Origin of the sequence: Pedobacter indicus, from assembly GCF_003449035.1 — a bacterium.
In the GTDB taxonomy this organism is placed as follows: Bacteria; Bacteroidota; Bacteroidia; order Sphingobacteriales; family Sphingobacteriaceae; genus Albibacterium; species Albibacterium indicum.
Map to the genome: position 1 here is coordinate 2,388,130 of NZ_QRGB01000001.1, position 25,448 is coordinate 2,413,577.

The 25,448-nt window shown below is 40.4% G+C and carries 21 protein-coding genes; 9 read left to right on the forward strand and 12 right to left on the reverse strand.

The annotated features are described in order from the left end of the window. Positions 1–177: 177 nt before the first annotated feature. On the forward strand, positions 178–1,797 hold the full coding sequence (locus D3P12_RS10580; protein ID WP_245977432.1) for a gliding motility protein RemB: 1,620 nt from the start codon (positions 178–180) through the stop codon (positions 1,795–1,797). Between the two features lie 13 nt (positions 1,798–1,810). Here D3P12_RS10580 and D3P12_RS10585 read toward each other — a convergent pair whose 3' ends face one another. Continuing rightward, the gene (locus D3P12_RS10585) at positions 1,811–3,355 is read right to left on the reverse strand and encodes a gliding motility protein RemB (RefSeq protein WP_118195320.1); all 1,545 of its coding nucleotides are present in this window, start codon (positions 3,353–3,355) and stop codon (positions 1,811–1,813) included. Positions 3,356–3,894: 539 nt separating this feature from the next. Between D3P12_RS10585 and D3P12_RS10590 the strand changes: the two genes are divergently transcribed. The 8 genes from D3P12_RS10590 (at position 3,895) to D3P12_RS10625 (ending at position 13,531) form a co-directional block, all read left to right on the forward strand. Then, positions 3,895–6,276: a response regulator gene (locus D3P12_RS10590; protein WP_118195322.1), complete on the forward strand. Its 2,382-nt coding sequence runs from the start codon at positions 3,895–3,897 to the stop codon at positions 6,274–6,276. Then, a complete protein-coding gene (locus D3P12_RS10595; protein WP_118195324.1) occupies positions 6,251–7,003 on the forward strand; it encodes a sensor histidine kinase in 753 nt (250 codons plus the stop codon). The genes D3P12_RS10590 and D3P12_RS10595 overlap by 26 nt, the downstream gene beginning before the upstream one ends. A gap of 11 nt (positions 7,004–7,014) precedes the next feature. Beyond that, positions 7,015–7,662, forward strand: a complete 648-nt coding sequence (locus D3P12_RS10600; RefSeq protein ID WP_118195326.1) for a response regulator — start codon at positions 7,015–7,017, stop codon at positions 7,660–7,662. Positions 7,663–7,733: 71 nt separating this feature from the next. Next, positions 7,734–8,051 (forward strand): hypothetical protein, encoded by a 318-nt coding sequence (locus D3P12_RS10605; protein ID WP_118195328.1) that lies wholly within the window; start codon positions 7,734–7,736, stop codon positions 8,049–8,051. A gap of 159 nt (positions 8,052–8,210) precedes the next feature. Further along, a complete protein-coding gene (locus tag D3P12_RS10610) occupies positions 8,211–8,762 on the forward strand; it encodes a hypothetical protein (RefSeq protein ID WP_157970316.1) in 552 nt (183 codons plus the stop codon). 108 nt (positions 8,763–8,870) lie between these two features. Then, positions 8,871–9,686, forward strand: a complete 816-nt coding sequence (locus D3P12_RS10615) for a fimbrial biogenesis chaperone (protein ID WP_118195331.1) — start codon at positions 8,871–8,873, stop codon at positions 9,684–9,686. Further along, positions 9,679–10,677, forward strand: coding sequence for a hypothetical protein (locus tag D3P12_RS10620; protein WP_118195333.1), 999 nt, complete (start codon positions 9,679–9,681; stop codon positions 10,675–10,677). The genes D3P12_RS10615 and D3P12_RS10620 overlap by 8 nt, the downstream gene beginning before the upstream one ends. A 16-nt stretch (positions 10,678–10,693) precedes the next feature. Then, positions 10,694–13,531: a COG1470 family protein gene (locus tag D3P12_RS10625; RefSeq protein ID WP_165438734.1), complete on the forward strand. Its 2,838-nt coding sequence runs from the start codon at positions 10,694–10,696 to the stop codon at positions 13,529–13,531. Positions 13,532–13,575: 44 nt separating this feature from the next. On the opposite strand, the gene D3P12_RS10630 is transcribed toward D3P12_RS10625, so the two are convergent. The 11 genes from D3P12_RS10630 to D3P12_RS10680 all read right to left on the reverse strand — a co-directional run bounded on the left by D3P12_RS10630 (position 13,576) and on the right by D3P12_RS10680 (position 25,444). After that, positions 13,576–14,823: a glutamate-5-semialdehyde dehydrogenase gene (locus tag D3P12_RS10630; protein WP_118197077.1), complete on the reverse strand. Its 1,248-nt coding sequence runs from the start codon at positions 14,821–14,823 to the stop codon at positions 13,576–13,578. A gap of 84 nt (positions 14,824–14,907) precedes the next feature. Next, positions 14,908–15,942 carry a glutamate 5-kinase gene (gene proB, locus D3P12_RS10635; RefSeq protein ID WP_118195337.1) on the reverse strand — a complete coding sequence of 345 codons (1,035 nt, stop codon included), beginning with the start codon at positions 15,940–15,942 and terminating at the stop codon, positions 14,908–14,910. 339 nt (positions 15,943–16,281) lie between these two features. After that, complete coding sequence (locus D3P12_RS10640) at positions 16,282–17,010, reverse strand: 3-keto-disaccharide hydrolase (RefSeq protein ID WP_118195339.1); 729 nt, start codon at positions 17,008–17,010, stop codon at positions 16,282–16,284. A 176-nt stretch (positions 17,011–17,186) separates the two neighbouring features. Next, on the reverse strand, positions 17,187–17,696 hold the full coding sequence (locus D3P12_RS10645) for a YMGG-like glycine zipper-containing protein (protein ID WP_118195340.1): 510 nt from the start codon (positions 17,694–17,696) through the stop codon (positions 17,187–17,189). Between the two features lie 104 nt (positions 17,697–17,800). Further along, on the reverse strand, positions 17,801–18,709 hold the full coding sequence (locus D3P12_RS10650) for an amidohydrolase family protein (RefSeq protein WP_118195343.1): 909 nt from the start codon (positions 18,707–18,709) through the stop codon (positions 17,801–17,803). Further along, complete coding sequence (locus D3P12_RS10655; protein WP_118195345.1) at positions 18,681–20,615, reverse strand: polysaccharide biosynthesis protein; 1,935 nt, start codon at positions 20,613–20,615, stop codon at positions 18,681–18,683. Before D3P12_RS10655 ends, D3P12_RS10650 begins: the two co-directional genes overlap by 29 nt. A gap of 30 nt (positions 20,616–20,645) precedes the next feature. After that, positions 20,646–22,349, reverse strand: coding sequence for a GMC oxidoreductase (locus tag D3P12_RS10660; protein WP_118195347.1), 1,704 nt, complete (start codon positions 22,347–22,349; stop codon positions 20,646–20,648). A gap of 5 nt (positions 22,350–22,354) precedes the next feature. Further along, on the reverse strand, positions 22,355–22,876 hold the full coding sequence (locus tag D3P12_RS10665; RefSeq protein WP_157970318.1) for a gluconate 2-dehydrogenase subunit 3 family protein: 522 nt from the start codon (positions 22,874–22,876) through the stop codon (positions 22,355–22,357). Positions 22,877–23,009: 133 nt separating this feature from the next. Beyond that, complete coding sequence (locus D3P12_RS10670) at positions 23,010–23,726, reverse strand: SDR family oxidoreductase (RefSeq protein ID WP_118195351.1); 717 nt, start codon at positions 23,724–23,726, stop codon at positions 23,010–23,012. 29 nt (positions 23,727–23,755) lie between these two features. Continuing rightward, entirely contained in the window at positions 23,756–24,313 is a 558-nt protein-coding gene (locus D3P12_RS10675; RefSeq protein ID WP_118195353.1) for a PglD-related sugar-binding protein, read from the reverse strand. A 45-nt stretch (positions 24,314–24,358) separates the two neighbouring features. Then, the gene (locus D3P12_RS10680) at positions 24,359–25,444 is read right to left on the reverse strand and encodes an endonuclease/exonuclease/phosphatase family protein (RefSeq protein ID WP_118195355.1); all 1,086 of its coding nucleotides are present in this window, start codon (positions 25,442–25,444) and stop codon (positions 24,359–24,361) included. Positions 25,445–25,448 lie beyond the last annotated feature (4 nt).

The following is a 25,448-nucleotide window of genomic DNA, read 5'->3' on the forward strand; positions in this document are numbered from 1 at the left end:
GGTCGCTTATTTTTTTCAATCGCCTAATTTCATAAATCCATATTATATTAACAAGCAATTCACTGATTTTATTGTGTAATCTTTTCGTTTTATCTCGGAAAGTTAATTCTGGCGTGATTTTGGCTTTAACCTGCTGTAATTTTGACTAGGTTCAAAAAGGTGATTTAGCATTTGCTTATGAAACAATCTTACTTCGTATCTTCGAGGCTTTGGGTGCTTGTTTTTGGTATTCTGTGCCTCGGTCCAGCAATTACATATGGTCAGGCGACCTACCAGCCATATTCTTATCATTTTTATCAGAAGTTAAATCGAACACAATACAGTCCTAATACGAGGCAACATACGGCTTTAAAGCCTTTCATCATTGATTCGGTACTGAAACCTCAATATGATTCATTGATGGATATGGGGGTTTCAGCGCGCAGCAGCTGGTTAGAAAACAAACTTTTTAACGAGCATTTAATCCAAGTAGAACAGGAAGGCAGCAGATTTTATGCCGATATTCTGCCAGATCTGTACCTGGGTCGTGATTTCGCTGGAGGCGGCAAGAATACATTCCTCCGAACCGTAGGTGTGCAATTGGGCGGATCAATAGACGACCGATTTTCATACTATGTGAGCGCTTACCATAATCGGTCTATTTTCCCCGATTATGTAAATGATTTTATTAATCAATATCAGGTGGTTCCCGGACAAACGCTGGGTGATGTGAATGAAAGTGTTCAAGATTGGAATTATATAACCGCAAACCTGTCATATACCCCCACGAAATACCTTAATATTAGCCTCGCATACGATAAAAACTTTATCGGCGATGGCTACCGGTCCATGCTATTATCTGATGTAAGCTCCAATTATACATCACTGAAGCTTACCGGTAAGTTGGGTAATGTTCAGTACATGAGCATGTGGTCCTATATGATCGATCCCATGGCGCCGGAGTTGTTACAGGATAAAACCAGAGGTAAGTTTGGTGCATTTCAGTATTTAGACTGGAATGTAACAGATCGCTTATCACTGGGCTTCTTTCAATCCATCATATGGGCTAATCGTACCGAAGTGGATGGTCAGCGCGGATTCGAACTGTCTTATTTAAACCCGATCATCTTCCTCCGTCCTATTGAATCTTCGGACCCTGGTTCGCCAGATAAAATGCACCTCGGACTGAATACAAAATACAAGATCCTGGATAATGTAACTGCTTATGGTCAGTTTCTTTTGGGTGAATTTACAGCGAAGGAGTTTTTTGCCGGCGACGGTTATGCGCATAACAAGTGGGGAGCCCAAATTGGTCTTCGTGGCTTTGATGCATTCGGTGTCCAGAATTTGAATTTTTTAGGTGAATTGAATATGGCACGCCCTTATACATATACACACTTTGACCCGGTCAGTAATTACAGCCACTTCTCTCAGCCCCTTGCCCACCCTATGGGTGCAAACTTTAGGGAGCTAGTTGGGATCGTGAATTATTCCTATAAACGTTTTGATGTATCGGTACAGGGAAACTACTCCGTATATGGACGTGATGAAAATGACGACGTTAATAACGGTAAAGATATTTTCAAATCGTACAGAACAATCGAAAATATGTACGGAAATGAAATTGGACAGGGCTTGAAAACAAATCTAGGTTATTTGGATGGACGTGTTTCCTACCTGTTTAATCCAAAATATAATCTGCGTTTGGAATTGGGGGGTGTACTGCGTCGGGAAAGCAACGATTTGAGGCGGAACACCTCTGCAATGCTTACTTTTGGCCTTCGGTCTTCCTTCCGAAATCTTTATTACGACTATTAAAATACTGCGACTGTTAAAAATCGTAATAAAGATTTCTAAACGAAGCTCTGAGTCCCAGAGTTAGCATCCCGGTACTTTTCTTCCATTCGCTATTGCTCTCTCTCCGGAAGGTTGCTCCCGCTTCAAGACGTAGATTATATTTTGGGTTCAAAATATAGGCTACCCTCCCGTCAAGATAAGCTAAACTAGTCGATAGACCCTGGCCGATACTCGATCCCTGATCGTAGGGCTCGTAATAGGGTTTAAATATATTCTTACCATAATTGTCTGCTTGATTCGGATCCAAGCCATATTTTCCGTAGTTGCCTTGAATAGAGAAATCAAACTTCTGAATCGAATAGTTTACGATTCCGACAAATTCATTGAAATTAGCACCAAACGGATGTGCCAGCGGTTGGTGATAATTACTATATGAAGTTAAGGGGTCGCCATCGGCGTAGCTATACGGCTGCGCCATATTGAACTCACCTAAGAAGTTTAAGTTCTGAATTCCAAATGCGTCAAAACCTCTGAAACCAATTTGAGCAGCCACATTCCTGCTCAACAGAACCTGACCATAAAGTGCCGCTTTGTCTAAAACTTTATATTTTGCGTTAACACCCACCTGCATCATATTCGATTCTCCCTCCGGAAGAGCTAAACCAGATGAATCTGGCATATAAAACACCGAAGATCGGTTGCCCCATAGAAAAGAATGGAACACGCCAAGAGATAACTCGTTGGTTGCATTCCAGTCGACATATTGGAAAGCACCGTATTTTCTCAAACTACGGCTACGACCAAATTCTTCATTTTCTGTTTCCCGCGGGTTAAGCATATAGGACCATATACTCATGATACTTACGTCACCGAACGTTCCATTAAACTTAAATGAAGTTTTATTAGAGGAGATATCTGACAATAACATGGACCGGTAACCGTCACCAATAAAATCTTTTCCATACGCCAAGGAAAGATGGATGTTTTTAACTGGGGCATAGGAAACGATTGCAGACACATAAGCCCAGTCTTGTGTCTCCTTCCCTATTTTGCCATACATTTGTCCGGGTACTACGCGGTTTTCATTGATAAATTCGTCTACATAATCCGGGAACACGCCTTGATTCTCATAACCACTGGTATGGAAAAAGAATTTATCTGAAATGGTACCACCTGCCTGAAATCCTCGAGTATTTAACCAGGTCGTTTTTCCTCCACCTGCAAAATCCCTTCCTATTTGAAAGTCCGGAATAAAGTCAGCATAGAATGTATAATCGTCCTTTTGAACGTCAATCAAGTGCTCATTCCATAATTTCCGACCACCCCATGTGCTGCGTTCAACATAACCCACATTCATTAGCGAATCGTAAAGTAGCTCTGTTACCGAATCCAAAACCATGGGTTTGATAGCCGTATGGACCTTCGTGTTTTTATTGTAGAGCGACCGGTTCAGCTTCTGATAAAAATGATAAGAATAGGGTTGATAGGTCATTTGTGCTTTGGCGGCGTCTAAAGATACGATTAGCGTCCCCAGCAAGAATATAAGCGCCCGAATAGAATAAGCGTAATTGTTTTTCATAAGCAAGTACTGAAGCCTAAAACTGATTTAAGGATTGCACATGTGTTGTATAGCTGTTCACCTAGCTAAAATCACGCCAACTTTGAGGAATCCAACTAGATATCATACACAAAAAGCCCGAAAACAGGAGGTTACTCAAAATCACCCCGCTAAAACTATCGTTTAAGTTAAATGATAAGATATTCGATAGATGCAGTTAACTTGGTTTACTATCATTAGGATATTCCATATATCTTATACGGACATTGTTCGGAGTTTAGTCGTCGCTATCCGAAGAAAGTCCGAAGAATGTCCGAACAATGTCCGTATAATTATAGCTAAAATATCGCGTCTTTGTTGGCGCAGACTTACAGGATTCCCTGACTTAGGAGTTTCAAAACGGCGAGGCAAATCGACCAGCGTTATTTAACTACTACGAAAACCAGAGCACCGGTGGCATTCCCTCCTTTGCTGTTTTGTGCTTTTTATTACTTGATTATTACTTGAATCATTTCTCTCGATGATCAAAAAGCATATTTTTGTACAAGCAAAGTTTAGTAATGAAGAACAACACTGATAAAAACGCATTGACTTCCCTGAAAGGATATAAAGGTGAAAAGCTGTTTCAAGCTTTTTTCGAGAATTCCCAATCGCTCTTATGTATGCACGATCCGGATGGTAGATTTATAATTGTCAATAAAATTGGTGCAACCATGAGCGGCTACGACGCTGAGGAACTATTAAATATGTCTCTATTTGATATTACCCCTGAAGAAAGGCATCTTCTATTAGAAGAATACCTTAAGAAGGTGATAAATGATGGCAGCGCGGAGGGAATCATGAAAATTGTGACGAAAGACCGTCAGCTAAGGACATGGATGTTCAGTAATGTGGTGCAAGAAGATGATTCAGGTAAAAAATATATTATTGGAAATGCAGTAGATCTATCAGAAAGAATTCAGCTTGAAGAGGATCTTAAGAATGCCAGCAAGGCCTCTGAGCAAGCCAACAAAGCAAAATCAGAGTTTCTGGCCAATATGAGCCATGAAATTAGGACACCATTAAACGGTATCATTGGGTTTACGGATTTGCTGAGCCGGACAAAGCTGGACGATGTCCAGAATCAATATGTTAACATCATCAATCAATCCGGAACGGCATTGCTGGAAATTGTAGATAAGATATTGGATTTCTCCAAAATTGAAGCCGGTAAGATTAGCTTGAACAACGAGAAGGTAGATTTGCACGATTTGGCAGCTCAGGCTTGTGACCTGATTGCGTATACGGTCGAGAAAAAGAGCCTAGAGTTACTAATCAATCTTTCTCCAGATCTACCGGATACCGTATGGGGTGATGGAGTCAGGTTAAAGCAGATTCTGGTAAATCTATTGGCCAATGCCGCTAAATTTACAGAGGAAGGTGAAATTGAATTAAAGATTACTCCTCTGAAGGAGTATACAGATAATACGACGCTGATCAGGTTCGAAGTGAGGGATACCGGAATTGGAGTTAAACCTGAAAAACAACAAGAAATATTTGAGGCCTTTTCACAGGAAGATAGTTCTATCACGAAAAAATATGGAGGTACTGGCCTGGGTCTAACCATTTCGAACCGGCTTCTTAAATTGGGCAGGAGCTCGCTACAATTGAAAAGTGAAGTTGGTAAAGGGAGCACGTTCTATTTCGACATCAAGTTCAAATCCGAAAAATCGGAAGTTGATGATTTGATCCTGAAAGATATCAAGCGTGTATTGGTAGTTGACGACAATGAAAGCAACCGAAAAATACTGCGGCACATGCTCGAACTTAAAGGTATTGCAGTGGATGAAGCCGACAGTGGACTCCAAGCACTTTTGATACTGCAAGGAGACGCGGAACACGATGTTATTATTATGGATTATCATATGCCGATTATGGATGGTATTGAGACCATCCGAAAAATCAAAGGCAATATACATCGTGAAGAACAGCCCATTATTATGCTCTACAGCTCTTCTGATAACGAGGAGTTGCAGTCGGCCTGTGACGAACTGAAAGTGGAATCACGACTTGTGAAGCCTATCAAAATGCGTGAAATGTACCAGGTATTGGCGCGTCTTAAAAAAGAGAATACGGATCGAAAGCAAAATCAAGCAAAAGCGGAGCCGGTTATTTGCCACAATGTTAGAATCTTATTGGCGGAAGACAATGGAGTGAATCTTTTTTTAGCGAAATCGATTATCAATCAAATTTCTCCGGATGCCATTATCTTCGAAGCAAAAGACGGGATAGAAGCCGTAAATATTTTTAAGTCAGAAGATGTCGATCTTGTATTAATGGACGTCCAAATGCCCAATATGAACGGATTGGATGCAACAAAAGAGATCAGGAAAGTCAAGAAAGAATCTTATGTTCCAATTTTAGCGCTTACTGCTGGCACGACGAATGAGGAGGTTAATAGATGCATGGAAGCTGGGATGGATGATTTTATTGCGAAACCGGTCGTTAAAAAGACAATTGAGGAGATGTTTGAAAAATGGATTGGTCGGAATAAGTCTAAAACAGATGAACAGAACATTGTTGAACCTGAAGAAAGTGATGAACAAGTCGAACACATCAATCAAAACTGGTTCGAAGAACACGTTGTTATCAACCCTGAATTTAAAAGTAAGTTTGTCGAAATACTGTATGGGGAACTAATTCATAGTAAAGAAGAAATAGAACAAAAAGTTAAAGAAGGCGATTTGCCGTCATTAAAAAAACTGGGACATAAATTAAAAGGTACTAGCTTAACAGCGGGTTTAACTGAATTGTGCAAGTTTGCGATAGCATTCGAAATGTTGTCAGAGTTCGATCAGGTCTATGCAGCGGAGCTTTTTGAGAAAACAGCCAATGAGATTTCGGTTGTTGTGAATATGTTAACTGCAGAGGATAAAAATGAACTTAGAGAGAATGGAGCTTGAAGAATATCTGATTGCCGATCAAAAAAATAAAATTGAACAACTTCAGCGGGATCTGGAATTGAAGGAGCGCGCGCTCAGCCTAGTGACGCATGATATCCGAGGTGTCACTCAGAATCTTAAATGGGTTATCGATTCCATTGCCAATAAGGAAGTGCCTCAAGAATTGCTGTTTGCCATGTTGCCGGAACTGAAGTCCGAAATTAAAACGAATCAACGAACGATCGATCATGTCTTGCATTGGATTAAGTACGCTGAAAAGGAACGTGAGTTGGATATTCAAACCATCATGCTTCACGATTTGTATAATGATCTTGTAGAGAGATTGGGTATCGCAATTAAGAGTAAAGGTTTACATGTGAAGTATGAAGGAGATCGTTCACTGACGATTCGAACCGATAAGTATTTAATTTCTTTTATTTTGATGCGTGTTTTGGAAAATGCTGTTAAATATTCGTATAGTGAAGGGAATGTCCGGTTTTCGGTCGCAAATGCGGCTGATGATACGATTAAAATATCCGTTATCGATGAGGGCATGGGAATAGAAAACATAGATAAACTATTCTCATTCGATGGTCCCCGATTTACGGGTACCGAAGGTGAGAAAGGTGCTGGCTTGAGCTTAATCATAGTCAAGCAACTGTGTGACCGTCTCGGTATAACGATTACTGCAGTGTCAGAACCGGTTGGTACAAAATTTGAATTATACATCCCAACTACAACAAACTAGAAGAAATATAGATGATTGAAAGAATATTGATAGCTGATGACCATAGTATTGTTCGAGTTGGTTTATCCATCATGGTAAAGAAGTTACGCCCGGAAAGTCTGATCGAAGAAGCAGTCGATTTTAAAAATGTTTTAGATCTTGTTAAAAAGAACTCATACGATTTGATCGTGTTGGATATTAATATGCCCAACGGTAGTTTTCAACAAACATTTGAATTTATCAAGATTAAGCAGCCTGATACGAAAGTTTTAGTTTTCTCTTCACAGGAAGAAAGTGTCTATGCCATAAGATACCTTAAAATGGGTGCCGATGGTTTTTTACATAAAATGGCTGACGAGGATACGGTAAGAAGAGCGCTGGAAAAAATGTTCAGAAGGGGCAGCTATGTAAGTGAGAACATAAAAGATACGTTGGTATCCAACAGCATCCGTTCTCGGGACAAAACCACCAGAAACCCGCTAACAACACTTTCGACCCGAGAAATGGAGATAGCCGAAAAGTTAATTCGTGGTGAATCATTGAAAGATATTTCCACCGAGCTTAATCTCCATTCATCTACCGCAAGCACTTATAAAGCACGGATATTTAAAAAATTAGAGGTGAAGAATATACCAGAACTTATCGATGTTTTCCGATTTTATGAAGGCCTGATAAATTAGGTAAATTTCGTTTCTCAGTCGTAGGAATACTTGGTTTTTTTTCGTAAATTGTAACAACAATATGAAAGGCTATGAAACGATTTGGGCTAACACTCCTCCCGGTGCTTTTTGCGATGATAGTCCTCGCTCAAGGCGAAGTACAGCTTAATATTCGATTGTACCCTCTCCAAACGATCGAAGTTAAACAGAACCTTTTCAGTGATCATTTTTTTGATAACATTGATGCTTTTGGCACGACACGCTATGTCGTCAAAAGGCTTGATGGCTGGGAACAAGAAACTAACGTTCAAGCTGCCCCTACTAAAAAAGACCAAATAATGAGTGGTCACGCTCCTATTGAAATGGAACAGTATTTAGCTGATGTGCTTTACAGTATCGAACCTTTATAATTATGTAGTTTGCCACTAATGATGTAGTTTAATAACTACATCAACTAAAAGGTTTTACTACAAGCTCACGCTTGATTTGTATCTAAATTTGTAGTGCGCAAAAAGATAAAAAAAGAATGCGCAAAAAAAATTTACAAAACAAATTTATTACAAAAGAACATGAAAAAAACCTTATTAACTGCAGCAGTTTTATTAGTATCCGGCCTAGTCGCTTTTGCCCAAGATGGTAAACAAAGTGCCGACGTTCAATTGAGTGTTATCTTGAACCCTATCCAAACCATTGAAGTAGGTGCGGCAACACAACGTACAGTAGATTTAGTGTACGATTCGAAGGAAGACTACGCAAATGGAGTTGAGGTTTCGCTGGATGACCACCTAACCGTGTATAGCACAGGCGGATTCGAAGTGAAGGCTCAGTCGGCGACTGACAACATTCAACGCGCAAACGGGTCTGAAACCATTTCTGCTTCAACTATCAACGTTTTAGCAAGCCCCGGTGCCACAAACGCTTTGACCGGTGCTAACTATAACAATGTTTCATTGTCAACCACACCAACAAACTTAATCAGCAGCTCCGTAGGCGGTGTGAATAAAAATTTCAATGTTAAATATTCTGGAATAGGTGCTGATGGATACCTTAACAGCTATTATAACGATGAAAACCCAACCGTTTATACAACAACGGTAACTTATTCAATCGTTGCTCAATAGTTTGAGGTTCTTAACTTGATATCCGTTCGCTAAGAACCCAAAAAAAGAGCAGTTTTGGCGGAAACCAGAACTGCTCTTCATGATTTATAATTTCTGGTGTACTCTAATATGACTTCAATAATTAACTTCCGCATCGTATACTTGCTGGTTTCCATAATAATCCTCCCCTTGCTTGGCTATTCCCAGACGAGTTTGTCGGTGAGCCCGCCACGCACCTATTTTACTCTGGGTCCAGGACAGACAGAAACTAAAAAAATATTGGTAACAAATCCGAGTAAGACTCAGACACTGGAGCTTTCCGTTTCCTTTAATGACTGGGAATACGATAGCTTAGGGAATAATATCCTCACAGGAGCAGGTAGCCTGAAGACATCGGCTGCTGAGTGGATTGAGATTCTCCCTCAGTCGTTTTTCTCATTGGCGCCAGGAGCCAGTCATGAATTGAATGTACGGATGCGGATTCCTGAAAATCTGGACCCCGAGGTACCTGTTCATACAGCAATGATTTTTCTTACCCAGATCAATCCTTCAGATGGTTTGGACGAGCGGGGTGCTAATATTAAGATAGCTGTTCGCTCCGGAGTTAAGATATATCATCGAAATAGCGTGGCTAGAGATGCAAACCTGGAAGTTACCGGATTTTCGTACCAGAAGGACGATCCGGCGAAACTTCGATTTGAGTTCGAAAACCTAGGCAATGTTTGGTCCGACGGGACTATTAGCTGTGAACTCCTTAATCAGGAGACGGGTAAAAAGACAAAATTAGAGGATGTTGTTTTTTATTCGATGCCTGGAGACAAACGGACAGTATATTTTAATTTACCAGAAGATTTATCAAAGGGCAAATACATCGCGACAGCATTGGTAGATTATGAACATGCGTCAGCTGTAAAGATCGCAGAACTATCCTTTAGCTATGATTAGATCATTGTCATTTATTTTTAGTTTTTTATTTGCATGTACGTCTGCATCTGTTTTTTCACAAGTTCGCTTAAACGCACATAACAGCGCATGGATCAGTAATTATTCATATCAAGGGTCGGTTACAGACGCTGCATTCCGTACAGAATTTCATTTTGGTAACAAGCGGATTAACTATCCAAATTGGTCGCTGTACGTCCGGCTTGCGGAGCCGATGAGAAACAGTGAAGGCAAAGTTTTTGATCCCTCGCGGATGAAGATACGCATTATTGACCCAACCAGCCCGACACCTGCGCTTCAGGAAATTGGAACCAATTCAGTACAGATCCCTTTAGGCCTTTCCAATATTCCCGTTATTTCGAAGGCACAGGTACCCCTTGCTACCAATAGCGACTATCAATATTGGTTGTTTTCTTACGATATATTCATTGATGGCGGTGCCTACCTGGATGCGCTGAAGAGCTGGCAAAATTACAACATCGGGCTGATTTTTACGCTGGTTAATGCTGGCGGACAAATATTAGCTGAATCTACGGCACGAGCAACGTTCCAGATTTATCCGCAGGATCAATTACCTGTGGAACCAACTTACGCGATACAAATTAACGGACAGGCACGAGACGGAGTATTGGAATTTAGGAATGTCATTGATTATGTAAACGGGGTCTCTCAAACATACCCAGGTGGTTTGGCGATCACTTCGACTACGCCCTATACGGTACAGGTGCGAGCCTTGTCGCCTAATCTCACATCTGCTGATAATTTACTTCCGGTGAACACGGTAAGCCTCAGCATCACCGAGGGCAGCGGATCAGTTGGTGGAACAATTGTTCTATCAGAGAATTTACAGACGGTGTTCAACGGTATCAACTCGACCAGTCAAGCCCGAACTTTCGACATAAGGTATTTTACAAAACCAAACGACGAACGTATGCTTCGGGTAAAACCCGATTCGTATCAGACGACATTGATGTACACGCTTATACCACAATAATTGCGAGCATATTTAAATGTGTAGAAGGTTGAAATATGGTCTGTATTTGACGCGTACGTTATGCGTTTGGCTGGTTTATGGCCTTTTTACTTTCGAATCGGTTTATGCGCAAGTTGGCGGAGAGACGACAATTGCCATTTCAACAGATCGTGTTATTGATGCCCAGAACGAGTCGATCGTCTCGCTGGCATTGCAACTTAGCAATCAGGCCCCTCAAGGTTTCCATGGTTATTTGCGTTTAAAGGAAGTCGATGGTATCACGATCGTCGGACGAGATTCTATTCCTGTAGCTTTGGATCAAAAATCTTCACTCTACTTCCCTATCCGATTATCGATCGACAGATCAGTTCCTGCCGGAAACACGCCTGTTACGATACAGCTCTTTGATGAAAGCAGCAAATTGGCAAGTAGCTTTACGAGTGATTTGATCATCCAATCGATCTCAAAAGTTCGTTTGCTTTCACAGCCATCTACTCAATTGATGACGCATGTGGGCGACTCAATCGAGGTATCCGCTATGATAAGGAATGAGGGAAACAATGGAGAAGTTATAAATATTACTGCCTCCTTTCCCAATATGACCGGAGGGAGTTCAATCGAACAACGCAGCTTGGTTTTGAGTCCATTTCAGGATACTGTTATAACATTCAGAAAAATCATTACCGAAGAACTGCTTGGATTTGAACATTATGCGGTGAATATTGCGGCACTCTATGAAGATGGTGAGCTTATTAATAATATCCTGACAACGATCCAAAATGCATCGGGCTCACGAACGTATCACGACCCACTGCATCAAGGCTACAGTTACGATTCATATAGCCCCAATAGCATCAGTGTCAGCAGTCGAAACATATTTACACAAAACGAAGCAATACAAATTAATGGAAGGGGGCGTTTTCAGTTAAGTCAGGGTTCGTTGGCGTTTAATTTGGATTCTTATATCTATACACAAAATAATCTTAACCCCTTATTGACCAACACCTTCTTAAATTATGAGAGGAAGAATACAGGGATCGTACTGGGCAGTATCAATGAAAACCTCGAAACCTATATAAATGGTCGCGGTGTAAAAGTGTATCATCGAAATGAGGATGAAACACAATCGTTCGAAATCGGTTTCGCAGATAAAAGTTATAATCTTTTGGGGAACAGAAATCGAATTGGAGGCGATAACGAAGGCTATACTGCCTTTTCCAGAGTCTATCTACATCATCCCAACAATAAAAAAAGATATACAGGGTCGCTGATTTACGACCGTTCTGACCTAGAGCAATCAGAAAACTTTATTCTTATGAATGATTATGCATTCCCGGTTAGTAAAGACCTCTCAGCATCGGTCGAACTTGGTGGTGGCTTAACAAGGTTAGCAGATGAAGGCAGCGCTTATAAACCTGCGCTTGCGATCGGCGCGGCGTTGAACGGGCTGGTCGGAGAATATAACATCGGAAGCAACAATTTCTACAGTACAGGCTATTATCCTGGTATTCGAAGAGGTTTGTTAAGCATTAACGAACGTATCAGTCGTCGGCTAGGCAAGGTGAACCTTTGGGTCGGATATAATTATTATAACTATGATCCGAAATATTTAAAAAGCTATTTTTTCTATAACTCCAGATCAGAAAGTGCAAGTCTCGAAGCAGGAACGTATTTTCCGATAACAAATAATTTTAGTTTCAGTATTGCTGCGAAAAAACAAGCCGATGAAGCATCTATCTATTCACCGATTGAGATGATGAGCTCGGTACAGCGCTTAAATTCATGGCGGTTTACCGAGACATTGAACTGGCGAAGCAAGAATGATCAGCATTTGATCAATTTTACTTCAGAGAATGGTTTTGGGAGACTGAAAAGTTCTGGCAAAAACCAACTTCAGATCCGAGCAAGCTTTTTATGGAACTATCAGGCTTTTTCTGTGAATGGCTATTACCAACAGGGTGATTTTACCGTGAGAGAGGCTTTTGGCTTTTATGATGACCGGCAAACTGTTCGCCGGTTCAATATTGCTCCTAGTTTTCAGAATACATTCTTCGATAATCGTCTCCGAACTTCTTTGAGCATTAACTTTAATAGAGACTCCTATACCGGTAACAATTGGTCGCTTTCAACCAACAATTCGTATGCTTTCTCAACCCGGTTTTCAGGTTTTATCAATGCCTATATCTATGATTATCAAGGCACAATATACAGTTCTTCCTTTGTAAATGCGCAGACGGGGATCAGTTATAAGCTGCCAACTGAGCAAGGGAATAAGCCGGGTAAGAAGGGGAATATTCGTTTGTTCCTATTTTTTGACAATAACGCGAACGGAATTTACGATGACGGAGATATTCCAGCGAGCGAGCGAATTGTTACCATCGGGGACGTTACTTTTGTCAGCCAATCAGATGGCACGGTTATTTACAAAAAAGTTCCATACGGTACGTATGATATTGATATCCCCTCGTCCAATTGGTATGCCAGTACGCCCGAGAAGATCAATCTGTGTACTAAAGAGTTTCTTTTGAATATACCATTGCAGGAAACCGGTAAAGTGACAGGTAGTTTTAAGTACAATTATGACCAACGGACTAGTGAAGAAATCAATGATCAGATCAGCGGTCTACGCGTCTGGTTAATTGATAAAGACGGCAACCGGATTTCTGCCCTAAGTAACACAGATGGAGAGTTTACACTATTCGCTCCTATCGGGGAATATACATTACAGGTTGACGACAGCTCACTGCCTAATAACGTATACACCGACTTTAAAGCACAAGACATTAGGATCTCAAAAGAAAAATCTTTAACCGTGCCAACAATTGAGCTGAAAGTAAAACAGAAAAAGATCGAAGTTAAGCGGTTCTCTTCCTGATTCAAAAGAGATCTCTGATTTAAAAGTTCTGTTCCCGACGATATTTACCGAACCTGACCATTTCCCTCGATAAGCCATTTTTCAGTTACCAACTTTTCAAGAGCAAAAGGTCCGCGTGCGTGAAGCTTTTGTGTCGAAATTCCAATTTCGGCACCTAAGCCGAAGACGCCACCATCAGTAAACCGGGTTGACGCATTAACATATACTGCAGCTGCGTCTACTTCATTTTGAAATCGGTTTTGCACAGATACATCTTCGGAAACAATAGCCTCCGAATGTTTCGATGAATATGCTGCTATATGATCAAGCGCCTCGTCTACCCCATCGACAATTTTTACAGAGCATTTCAGTGCTAAGAATTCACGACCAAAATCATCTGGGTCAGCAGCTCTTAATAAAGGGTATTTAGCCTTTTCCAAAATAGAGTGAGACTCTTCGTCAGCGAATATCTCAACATCATGGGCACTTAATTTCGGGGCAACCAAACCTAGAAAATTGTCCGCGATAGCCCGATCTATGATGACAGTATCCAGCGCATTACATACCGATGGCCTCGATACTTTGGCATTTACAACGATGGAAGCGGCATCATCAAGCTTGGCTGTCGACTCAACGTATGTATGACAGACCCCTGCTCCGGTCTCTATCACAGGTACTTTGGAATGATCTCTTACAAAATCAATTAGAGTCTGTGAACCCCGCGGAATAATAATATCAACGTAGCGATCTGCATTTAACAGCTCGTCTACAAACTTCCGGTCGACTGGCAGTAACTGTACAATATTCTCGTCAACGTCAAAGGACTTCAATGATTCATGTATCAGCTTTACCAAAACCTGATTCGTATAAAAGGCATCACTTCCTCCTCGTAATAAACAAACATTGCCCGATCGCAGACAAAGGGAAGCGACATCGATCGTTACATTCGGTCGTGATTCGTAAATGACGCCGACTACGCCTAGCGGTACTGTCTTCTTCTTGATCATCAATCCATTTGGAAGTTCTTTTTCAAGGATCTGTTGGTTGGCCGGATTAGCTAACTGGCTGACTTCAATTAAGCTCTGAGAGAGGTCATCAATCCGCTCACTAGTCAGCTTCAGACGATCTTTTTTAGGATCTGTATCATCCATTTTATCCAGATCCAATTTGTTTTCCTTCAAAATCAAATCCTTGGATCTTTGGATCCTGTTAGAGAGGTCCTCTAATATTTGAACCCGCGTTTCATCTGCTAGCAATTGTACTGAACGAATTGCTTTAACAGCACTTTTTAAATATCCTTCTATCGTGTCCATATTTGCTATCGTGTCCATATTTGTAAAATCATCGCTATAATTCTTGTTTTCATCGTGCATCCCGCTCGATACCATCCGCAACCTCTAAATCAATACCAGGTCATCAGCATGAGCAACTTCCAGGTTTTGCTTATTCAGATTGTTCATTAAAAATGAAGATGATACCTTGGTTTTTGCTACCGCGATCGTCGTATCGTCCTGATCGATCATTTCAATAACCTCTCCTTTTTCGAAGTCTCCGATAATCTCTTGTATGCCTACGGCTAATAGACTTGACCGCTTAGTCAATGCCCGTTGCGCACCCGGATCGATCCGCACCTTTCCTTTAATCAAACTTCCGCTCGCCAACCAACGTTTTTTAGCTGACATGGAACAAAAACGTGCCTTGCATACCGTGCCGGTTTCATTATTAAGGGCTTTCAGTATTCCATCTGGTGTATTAATGCCAAAGATAACTGTCTGGACTCCCATCTGATTTGCTAAGCGGGTATACGTAAGTTTAGACGTCATCCCCCCTAAGCCCGATGCTGATTTTTCTTTTCGAGCGAGATCTAATAGATCCTTATTGCTCGTATCCAGTTCCCTGATAAGTTGATTGTGTTCATCCAAAACGCCCGGGACGGAGGTACTGAACAATAATAGTGAAGCATTAAAACCGACAGCTATTAAGGTTGCTAATTCATCATTATCCGAAAATTTCAATTCCAAATTACTCACCACATCATTTTCGTTAGCTATAGGGATAATCTCATTATCCCAAAGCTTTTCATAGGTTTTCTTTAATTGTAAGAATTGATTTCGATTAGAAAAATGGTTTCGTTCACAAAGACTCTGTGCAATTGAAATACCATAAGGTCTGAAGTAATCTGAGTACTTGTTTAGTAACAAAGTATTACCGATAGCGGCGGCGGCTTTACGTTCGCTTAATCGCTGCTTATAATTATTGATGTAGGATTTACCAGCCGCTACAGCCCCTGAAGAAACCAAAACGATACGATATTGATTGTGAATAGTTGATACCTGTCTTGCTATCTCGGCTATCACTTTATCAGTTAGGTCACCATTCTGGTTGGTTATTGAGGCTGTTCCGAATTTTATTACTAAGATTGGCTTTTTCATTATCAGATTAATCACGAATATAACAAACCATCGATATATTTCTAAGAAAAAGCAAAAATAAATATAAAATTAAAAATGAGAGTCGTTTGCTGTAGAGATTAAAACTTGCTCACTACCCAAATCGATATCAAATGGACTTCAGTATTGTATCATGCAGTTATAAAGTTTAAAAAGCACGAGGTTTAAAAGTGGAAAATTGTATTAAAAAAGAAAGGTTCCCAAACGGGGAGAATGGGAACCTTTACTAACCAATTATAAACCTAAATTATGATACTACAAATATAGTGTACTTTCTACACATACACAAGGATTTGCTAGATTACTTAGGTATTATTTTTATTACTTAGCGTCTGCCTTTCTTAAATCAACTACTTCTATATCAGAAGGGAAAGCTTTTGGCTTGAGTTTATGCGTTTTTAGTTTCAAATTCTTAAAATAAACCTTCTCTCCAGGTTGATGATCTTTCCGAATTGAGTGTACCTGCAAAGCTATAAAGCCTTCGCGGTCAACTGTATCGATAACATGGGCTGTTGGAATTCCATTGACCCATGTTTTAATTTCATCTCCGATACATTCGATCCGTATATGATTGAATTTACTGACGTCAAAAGCTTCTTTAGCAGCCTCGTTGAGATCGAGCGGATAGAGCCATCCCCTTCTAGCTTCATCATACACTCCTCCTGACCATTTACGATCGGTTGGATCTACCTCGACTTGCCTGCCAAATACCTTTCCAGCACCTTTGTTGCCCTGAGGGTCGTAGTGGCTTCTTGTCATGATACCCGAATTGTTTTTAGCACCTTCTATCTTTACCTCGAGTTCCAAGATAAAGTCTCCGTATTCTTTTTCCGTAGCCAGGAAGCTGTTGGGGGAGCCAGAAACTGTTGTTCCTACGATCATCCCATCTACAACCTCGTAAGTTGCGCTACCTGTTAATTGCTTCCAACCATTTAGTGTTTTCCCGTCAAATATTTGATCTTTTTTCTGGTTCTGAGCATGGGAAGTAATCACGCTTGCCATAAAAATAAAAAGGACTAAGATCCGGATAACATGTTTTTTGATATTCATATAAATAGCTTTGAATGATTAGTATATTTATGTTTACCCAATAAATTTGGGATAAGAATACTAATATATCATTAATTGCAAAAATAATTTGTAAAAAAAGAAAAAAGCCCCTCCTGAATTGATTCCGGAAGGGCTTTTTATTTATACTAAAATACTATTTATTTTCTGCATTTTTATTATTTCTGTACTCGTCCGCTTTGGCGATCTCTCTTACGGCCAATCGCATATCCACTTCCGCCACCAATTGCAGCACCAATAATAGCACCGCGTGCTCGTTTATCCTTATCAATTAAAGCACCTACTCCAGCTCCTACGGCACCGCCAATAGCGGTTCCTTTAGCTGCATCGCTCCAGCCTTTTTTCTTTTCAACTACTGGATATTGATAATCGTTGTCAGCTGCGGTATAGTCATTGTCTGAAGCATACTGTGCCTGACTAGACGAGGACGAGTAGCTAGACGATTGTACTGCAGCGGCTTCTTCCCGTGCTTGCTTTTCTTCTAATGCGTTTTTTGCAGCTTCGGCTCTTTCAAAGCTATCAAGACGCAAACTATCTTTAATCCGTTTTTCTATTTCGTAGCGCTGAGCCATTTCTTCTGATTTTTTACCATCGGCATTACTACATGCTGGTAAAATAGATACTGAGACTCCTAGTCCCAGTAGGCATCCGATTAATAACTTTTTCATAGCGTCAATATTTTAGTTCTTCGTAAAACCCAATAAGAGAAAAAACTATGCCAATGAAAATAACTTTTCTGTTATAAATGAATGAAGAACAGCTTAAATTATTGTTATTTAAGCCGATAGACTACTTCTGCTGTCTTGCGAAATAGTTGAGATCTTTCGTCATCCGAGTAGGAATGCATAAATGAGTCAACCATTTCGTACCAGTTATTGAATGTTCCGTTCAAAAGCAAGACAGGCCAATTGCTACCAAACATCAGACGGTGATGGCCAAAGGCTTCTATTGCATACGTTATGTATGGTTTTAGTTGCTCTGTCGACCAATGCGGCCCTGCTTCTGTGATTAGACCCGTTATTTTGGCAAATACATTAGGGAAACTAGCTAAGACATCCATTTCTTGTTGAAATTCCTCAAATCGAGATTCGTCAATAACTGGTTTTGCTAAATGATCGATTATAAAACAAGTATCGGGGCATTGCTCGATCATCTTGATTATATTGGGTAGATCATTGAATTGGATGCAAATATCGAAGGGGTAATTATAGGAAGGTAGAATTTTAAGAACGTCAATTGCATGAGACGAAAGAAATCGACCGGAATCTTTAAACATGCATCTTATTCCCTTGACCAACGGATTGGTTTTTAGTATATCTAGTTCTTTGATAGCACGATGGATGTTATCAATCGGGTTATGCGCAACAATTCCCTTGATTCGAGTTTCTTGCAAAGCGAGTCGACTAACAAACTCAACTTCTTTTAGGCTTTGTTCTGAAGCGCAATCGCTTTGTACGAAAACAATTTCTGCGACTGGGATATCTTTGATTTGATCAGTATAATCTTTCGGGAAGTAGTCCCTTTTTATTGCCGGAACCTCATCTAACCATGGGTATTCCAAACGGCTTAAGTCCCAGAAGTGGGCATGAGCGTCTACAATACCCTGTTTAAAAGAAGAATCACTTTTGGGATGATGCGAAGAAGGGCTGTTATTAGGAAGATGGCTGATCGAGTTGCTCATAAATGGAATTCTTACTTAGGAATTCAGGAACAATTTCCTTCATTTTTCGAACAATTTCCTCATTTTTTTTGGATTTCGTGACAGCGATAAGGTCACAGATCGATTTGTTGGCATCTTCATAAGGATAGACTCGAACTTTCGCGATACTGATTTTCTCATGGTGGGTCGGCAAAGTCAACTCAGCCGTGGCGAGAAGCTCTTCGTATAGCTTTTCACCTGGCCTTAAACCTGAAAATACAATTTTAATATCCTTGCCTTCCTCAAACCCTGCCAGTTGAATCATTTTTTTAGCCATATCAATAATTTTCACTGGTTTGCCCATATCGAATACAAAAATCTCGCCGCCTTGACCCATCGTGCCCGCCTCCAACACAAGCTGTACAGCTTCAGGGATGGTCATAAAATAGCGAGTAATCTCAGGATGCGTTACGGTAATAGGGCCTCCTTTTTCAATTTGAGACCTGAAGCGAGGTATTACGGATCCGTTAGAGCCTAATACATTGCCAAACCTCGTGGTTATAAACCGTGTGCTATTTTCTGGATGCTCATTTAAAGACTGAATGTATATCTCCGCTAAACGTTTGGAAGCACCCATTACATTTGTCGGGTTAACTGCCTTATCAGTAGATACCATCACAAACTTTTCAGTTTTGTACTTCACGGCAAGATCCGCTACATGTTTCGTTCCACCTACATTCACCCCAACGGCTTCAAATGGATTGTTTTCCATTAAAGGTACATGTTTATATGCAGCTGCGTGATAAACGACTTGTGGCAAGCAAGTTTTAAAAAGCTTTTCCATTCGACGTTCGTCTCTTACGTCCGATATAACAACTTCTATATTCCCGTCTGGAAATTTTTCTTCGATCTCTAATTGAATGCTATGTAGGGGGCTTTCAGCATTATCACACAATATCAAAAGCGCCGGATTGTAGCCCATAACTTGTCGCACAATTTCAGATCCTATAGAGCCCGCCGCACCAGTAATTAATACTCGTTTTCCACAGAGATCATCTTTAACTTTACTTTGATCAATTTTGATAGGTTTTCGTTGCAAAAGATCCTCGATCTTAAGTTTCTGCATCTGTTTTTTATCGAGTGTGCCGGAAAGCCATTCACTGGTTGGTGGAACTGTGATTATCTTAATACCTAGTCTAATCGCGCGCTCAATAACAACCTTTTTTGAGCGTTCGTCCAAGTTCTCATGAACAATGACCAATTGATCAATCTTCTTATATTTCTTTAGCTCCGGAAGTTCCTTAAAGTGATATACTTTTTTTTGTTCCATATAGCTATAGAGCCTCTTTCGGTTGGTATCAATAAAACCGACTACAACATAGTTTACTTCGCGGTTTGCTTCAAGTGCCTGTTTAACCAATACAGCATTTCTATCTGACCCATAGATAAGTGTGCGAACAAAATCACGCCCAGCGAACCTCCTAGTTAAAAACTGATACGTGTTTCGAGCTGTGATTCGAAGCATGACAAGCAGGGAGGTGCAAATAAAAAAATTGATTAATACAATCAAAAATAGATTCACATATGCACCGTCAATAACAGACGAACCAAAAAGTAGGATTAAGATTAGGAACGCTACAGAGAATGTAACGGACGCAGAGAATATACGAATCAAATCTACACTATTAGAATAGCGTAGCAAACCGGTATGCATCCTGCCAAAATAGAGAACAATCATCGCAGTTATACAAAATACACCTACGTAAACAAAGAACCGGTTCTGGTCAATCTCAACGAAATTGAAGCCTTTTACAAGTAGAAAAGAGAATGAAAACGACCAGGATACTATTAAAAAGTCCAAAAATAGGATTAACCACTTCGATATTGTTTTTCCCTCAAGCAGAAACTTTTTAATGCTTTCCTTGACGTTAAAAATCCATTCGTTCATTATTTATTCTTTTTTAACGCCGCAAATCTATTAAATATTTCCCTTTTTCAACTCACTAATTGCATGATCAACCGCACGCGCAGTCAAAGCCATATAAGTCAGCGATGGGTTTTGTGTCGAAGTGGAAGTCATACAAGCTCCATCTGTCAAAAAAACATTTTTACAGGCGTGTACCTGATTAAAAGCATTTAGAACAGAGGTCTTCGGATCGAGCCCCATTCTAGCCCCTCCCATTTCGTGAATATCTAACCCAGGCGCCTGAGTAGCGTCATTTCTTTTTATGTTAATAAATCCGGCTTTTTCAAACATTTCCTCAAATTGATCAAGATAATCAGCTTTCATTTTAACATCATTCTCGTCGTAGTCGACTGAAATCCGTATCAGCGGCATTCCCCATTCGTCTTTCTCTGATTCGTCCAATTTAATGAATGATTCTTTTTTAGGAATGGTTTCGCCCATCATATGTGACCCAACGTTCCAAATGCCTAGTTTTGGGTTGTTTAGTGATTCTTTGAGGTTAATACCAATCCCCTCTTGATCTGTATATGTATTTCTACGCGCACTAAACCCAGCCGCATAACCGCGTAGAAAATCAGTCTCCTGTTTGTAAAGATTTCGGAAACGTGGGATATAACCACCCCCCGCTGGATTCCGGCCATCCGTTGAAAAATTCAAATCCCCTTCGTATTGCGCTGAAATCCGCGCACTATAATTGTGGAATGCAAAATAGCGTCCAAGCAGTTCGTTCTCATTCCCGAGGCCGTTTTCATGTACTTTTGATTTTGAATTTAAAAGCAGGGCAACAGAATTAACGGCAGATCCGTTAACAAATACAACTTTCGCAAAATACTCAGTAACTTCCTTTGTTTCTGCGTCAATCACGCGTACCCCTTTTGCTAAACCCGTATTTTCATCGACAATGATAGATTCTGCGATTGCGTTGTTAATTAAGGTAAGGTTGCCAGTCTTTTCCGCCCAAGGAATTGTTGATGAATTGCTGCTAAAATAACCACCAAACGGACAACCTCGTTGGCAAAGCACCCGGTTCATACACTTCGCGCGCCCTTGTTCAAGATGTATAGGTTGCGGTTCGGATAGGTGTGCGCACCTTGCCGATATAACCGTTCTATTGGAATAGTTATCATGTAGAAAACCTTTGAAGTACTCCTCAACTGTATTCAACGGATAAGCGGGTAAAAATTCACCATCTGGCAACTGAGGCAGGTTGTCTTTGTTTCCTGATATACCGGCAAACTTTTCTACATAGCTATACCAAGGAGCAATATCTTTATAACGAATTGGCCAGTCAACAGCGAATCCATCCCTCGCTGGTCCTTCAAAGTCAAAATCGCTCCAGCGCTGTGTCTGGCGTGCCCATAACAGTGATTTTCCTCCAGTCTGATAGCCGCGTATCCAGTCGAAAGGCTTTTCTTGTATATAAGGGTGCTCTTTGTCTTTTACGAAAAAATGCATTGCATCTTCTCTAAACGCATAACAACGACTAACAATGGGGTTTTCTTTTTTAATAGCGTAAGGGACTTCAAGATTGTGCTCAAATTCATAAGGCGCCATGTTCGTCGTTGGATAATCCTTCACGTGCTTAACATCTTTCCCACGTTCCAGAACCAAGGTTTTGAATCCCTTTTCTGTAAACTCTTTGGCTGCCCAGCCGCCGCTAATACCAGAACCTACAACAATAGCATCAAAGCTATTACCAGAATTATTATTTGCCATGTTATTTATGCTATTTTATAGAAAGCATTATATCGCCCCGGAACCAGTTCATAAGGAACTACCTCTGTCATATAATACTTGGAGTTGGTATAACCTCGGATTGTTAGTCTTTTGATGAGAGAATAAAACTTTTCGATCGTTTCTTTTTCTTCCATTTCCCGCTCTTCCGTTACTTCTAACTCACCTGTTTCGATTGTTTTTAGATATTCTGCACGCTGGGTCGGATTTGCTTTTTCAAAACTAATGTCATTCAGACGATTAAATTTTGACTCAAAGGCTACCAGCCCCTTCCCGAATAATTTTTGTTGTTCTTCATCACCACAGTCTTCGATCATTTTTTTTATAAAATTATGCAGTCCTAAAGTTTTACTACCCGGAGTCGTCGTTTCAGGAATGATCGTTTCTCCCAGTTCTGCCAGAACAATATCTGCCTGGCCCAGTGTTCCTTTACACGAAGGAAGATATGGCAGAAAGGCAACCCCGCCCGCCAAAATGATTGTATTTCTTAAAAAAGATTTTCTATCCAATGCCTTGTATTTTTTATTCTTTGTCCGATGAATAATTTATCCGCTTATAATTCTGGTACTTTTATTAAGAGTCAATTAAAAGTACAAAATTTATCATCGATTGCAAGTGAACTTTTGCATCTGACCCAAAAAGTTAACTTGTTTTACTTGGCCTCACTTCGATTTTACTTGGAAGCGTGCGGCTATTCATTTTAAGGAGATCAACCACAATTTCACCCATATCTTCTTTTTGTATTTTCCAATGGTCTTCATTATTTACCTCGTGATTATTGAAGGCAGTGGCTACCGAACCGGGCATTATCGTTGTCACTCGGACTCCGGCATTGCGCAAATCCAGCATAACAGCTTGCGTAAAGCCTGTTAAACCAAATTTACTTGCATTATAGGCAGATCCTCCTGCAAAAAAATTGGTTCCTGCAAGGCTGGATATGGTGATAAAATATCCCTGACTAGCTTTTAAGGCTTCTACAGATGCTTTTATACTGTAAAATGGACCCGTAAGGTTTGTGTCAATGGTCTCGTGCCACTGTTCAATGGTCAGTTCTTCAACTGGAGCAAAATGCCCAACACCCGCATTTGCTACGAAAACATCCAGTTTCCCCCACTTGTCCAATGTTTGCTGAACAGCGTCTTTCTGCTGTTCAAACGAACGGGTATCGGCTTTAAAGCCGATTATCTCGCCGGAACCAATCTCCTTCAATACCTCTACGGTTTTATCGACCCGCTCTTTGGAACGCGAGGTAATCGCTACCCGATAACCTTCTTTCAATAAACTTTCTGCAATTCCTAACCCGATACCTGAGCTTCCACCAGTAATGAACGCTACTTTGTTTTTATTTTGCTCTGTCATGTTTTTATTTTTTTAATATTATTCTTCGACTATAATTTTCCATCCACAACTTCCGTCGGCCCTACTTCATAGTAAGACGGAACTTCGGAAAAACGCATGATTACACTATTCGGATTAATCACAGCGCCTTCTCCAATCACAACTTCGGCCCCTACATAAACACCTGGATAAGTGGTTACAAAATCACCAACTACGGCGTCATGGTCAATCGTGACGTTAGCATTGATGATCACATGCTTCCCGATGCGCGCACCTGATTGAATAACCGCGCCGGCTAAGACAACAGTACCTTCCTCTATGATAGCGTCTGAAGCAACAACAGCGTCAGGATGTACCAAAATTGAATAACCGTGTTTCACCTTTTCGAAAAGAAGTTTTCTGACACGTGAATTTCCAATTCCCAACACAAGCAGCTTTCCAGGGGCGAATGAAGCATCGTACGGCCGTACTTCTATTCCTTTTATTTCACTAATCTGGTTTGAATCATCAAAAAAAGCGTAAACCTCCAGGTTCGTTTTTTCAATCAAGTCTTTTAGTACTTTCGCATGGCCCCCGGCGCCATATATCAGATAGTTATTTGTCGTCATTCAGCGAATTTAATTAAAATAATGATAAGACTGCTTACGTACTACTTATTCTACATTCTCCCTGTTATCGGTTTGCTCTTCGTTGCCTTCTTCGATTAATTCGTCAACTTTTTCCATTTCATCTTCTTCCAATTCTTTTACCTCATCTTCTTGCCTATCCGCTGATTGATTGTCAACATGAAACGTACATCCAATGGGAAAATGATCTGAACCAATAGATGGATAAATAAAGAGTTTATCGATTATAATATCCGGGCTGTGAAATAATAAATCTAATGGAACCCTAAAAAACCAATATTTAGCGTGAAATGTAGATAAGATACCACGACCGATCCGAGCGTCAATTAACTCACTCGTTTTCTTAAACAGAATAGAACTTTTCGCCCATGCTACATTGTTGAAGTCGCCGGTAACCACGACCGCTTTATCATTATATGATCGGATTTTTTTAGCAACGCATAGTAAATCACCATCCCTTTCTTTTGAATTCTCTTCTTCCGTAGGACTCGGCGGTGGCGGATGTACACCGAAAAACATAAATCGGTAGCCGTCTGCTGTCTCAAGTTCTGCTTCGATACTGGGAAGGTCATCAGCGACAAAATAATGAGTCGTAACGTTAATAACTTTCAATTTTGTATAGAAATGCATACCATAGGTATTCTCAAGAGCGACTTTCTCCTGGTAAGGGTACTCGTCTTCTAACACCTGCATGGAGCGCTCCCAATCGCTGTTACTCTCCATGGTCAAAACAATATCGGGTTTTTCGTTTTGTACAAGGTTGATCAGTTCGTCATGCTCTTTGTTAAATTGATAGACATTACAAGAGATAATCTTGATTTTGTCTGAAGCGAACTTGCTTTTCTCAATTTTTTGTGTGCGCCAAAACTTGGTATAGCGTATTAAAATATAGAGGTGATATATGATCAATCCGAATTGCAGCGATTGTATAACCCAAAAGAAGGCTGAGGGCTGAACAAATACAAATGCTAATGGGAATACAATGACCTGCAGGAATAGCAATTGTAGTTTAATGAATTCCGGCACACGAAACACCCAATGCTGATGTTGTATAAACGGCAAAAGGCTCAGCACAATTAAGAGTACCGAAAGAGTATTCATCAAGATATTCATAAGT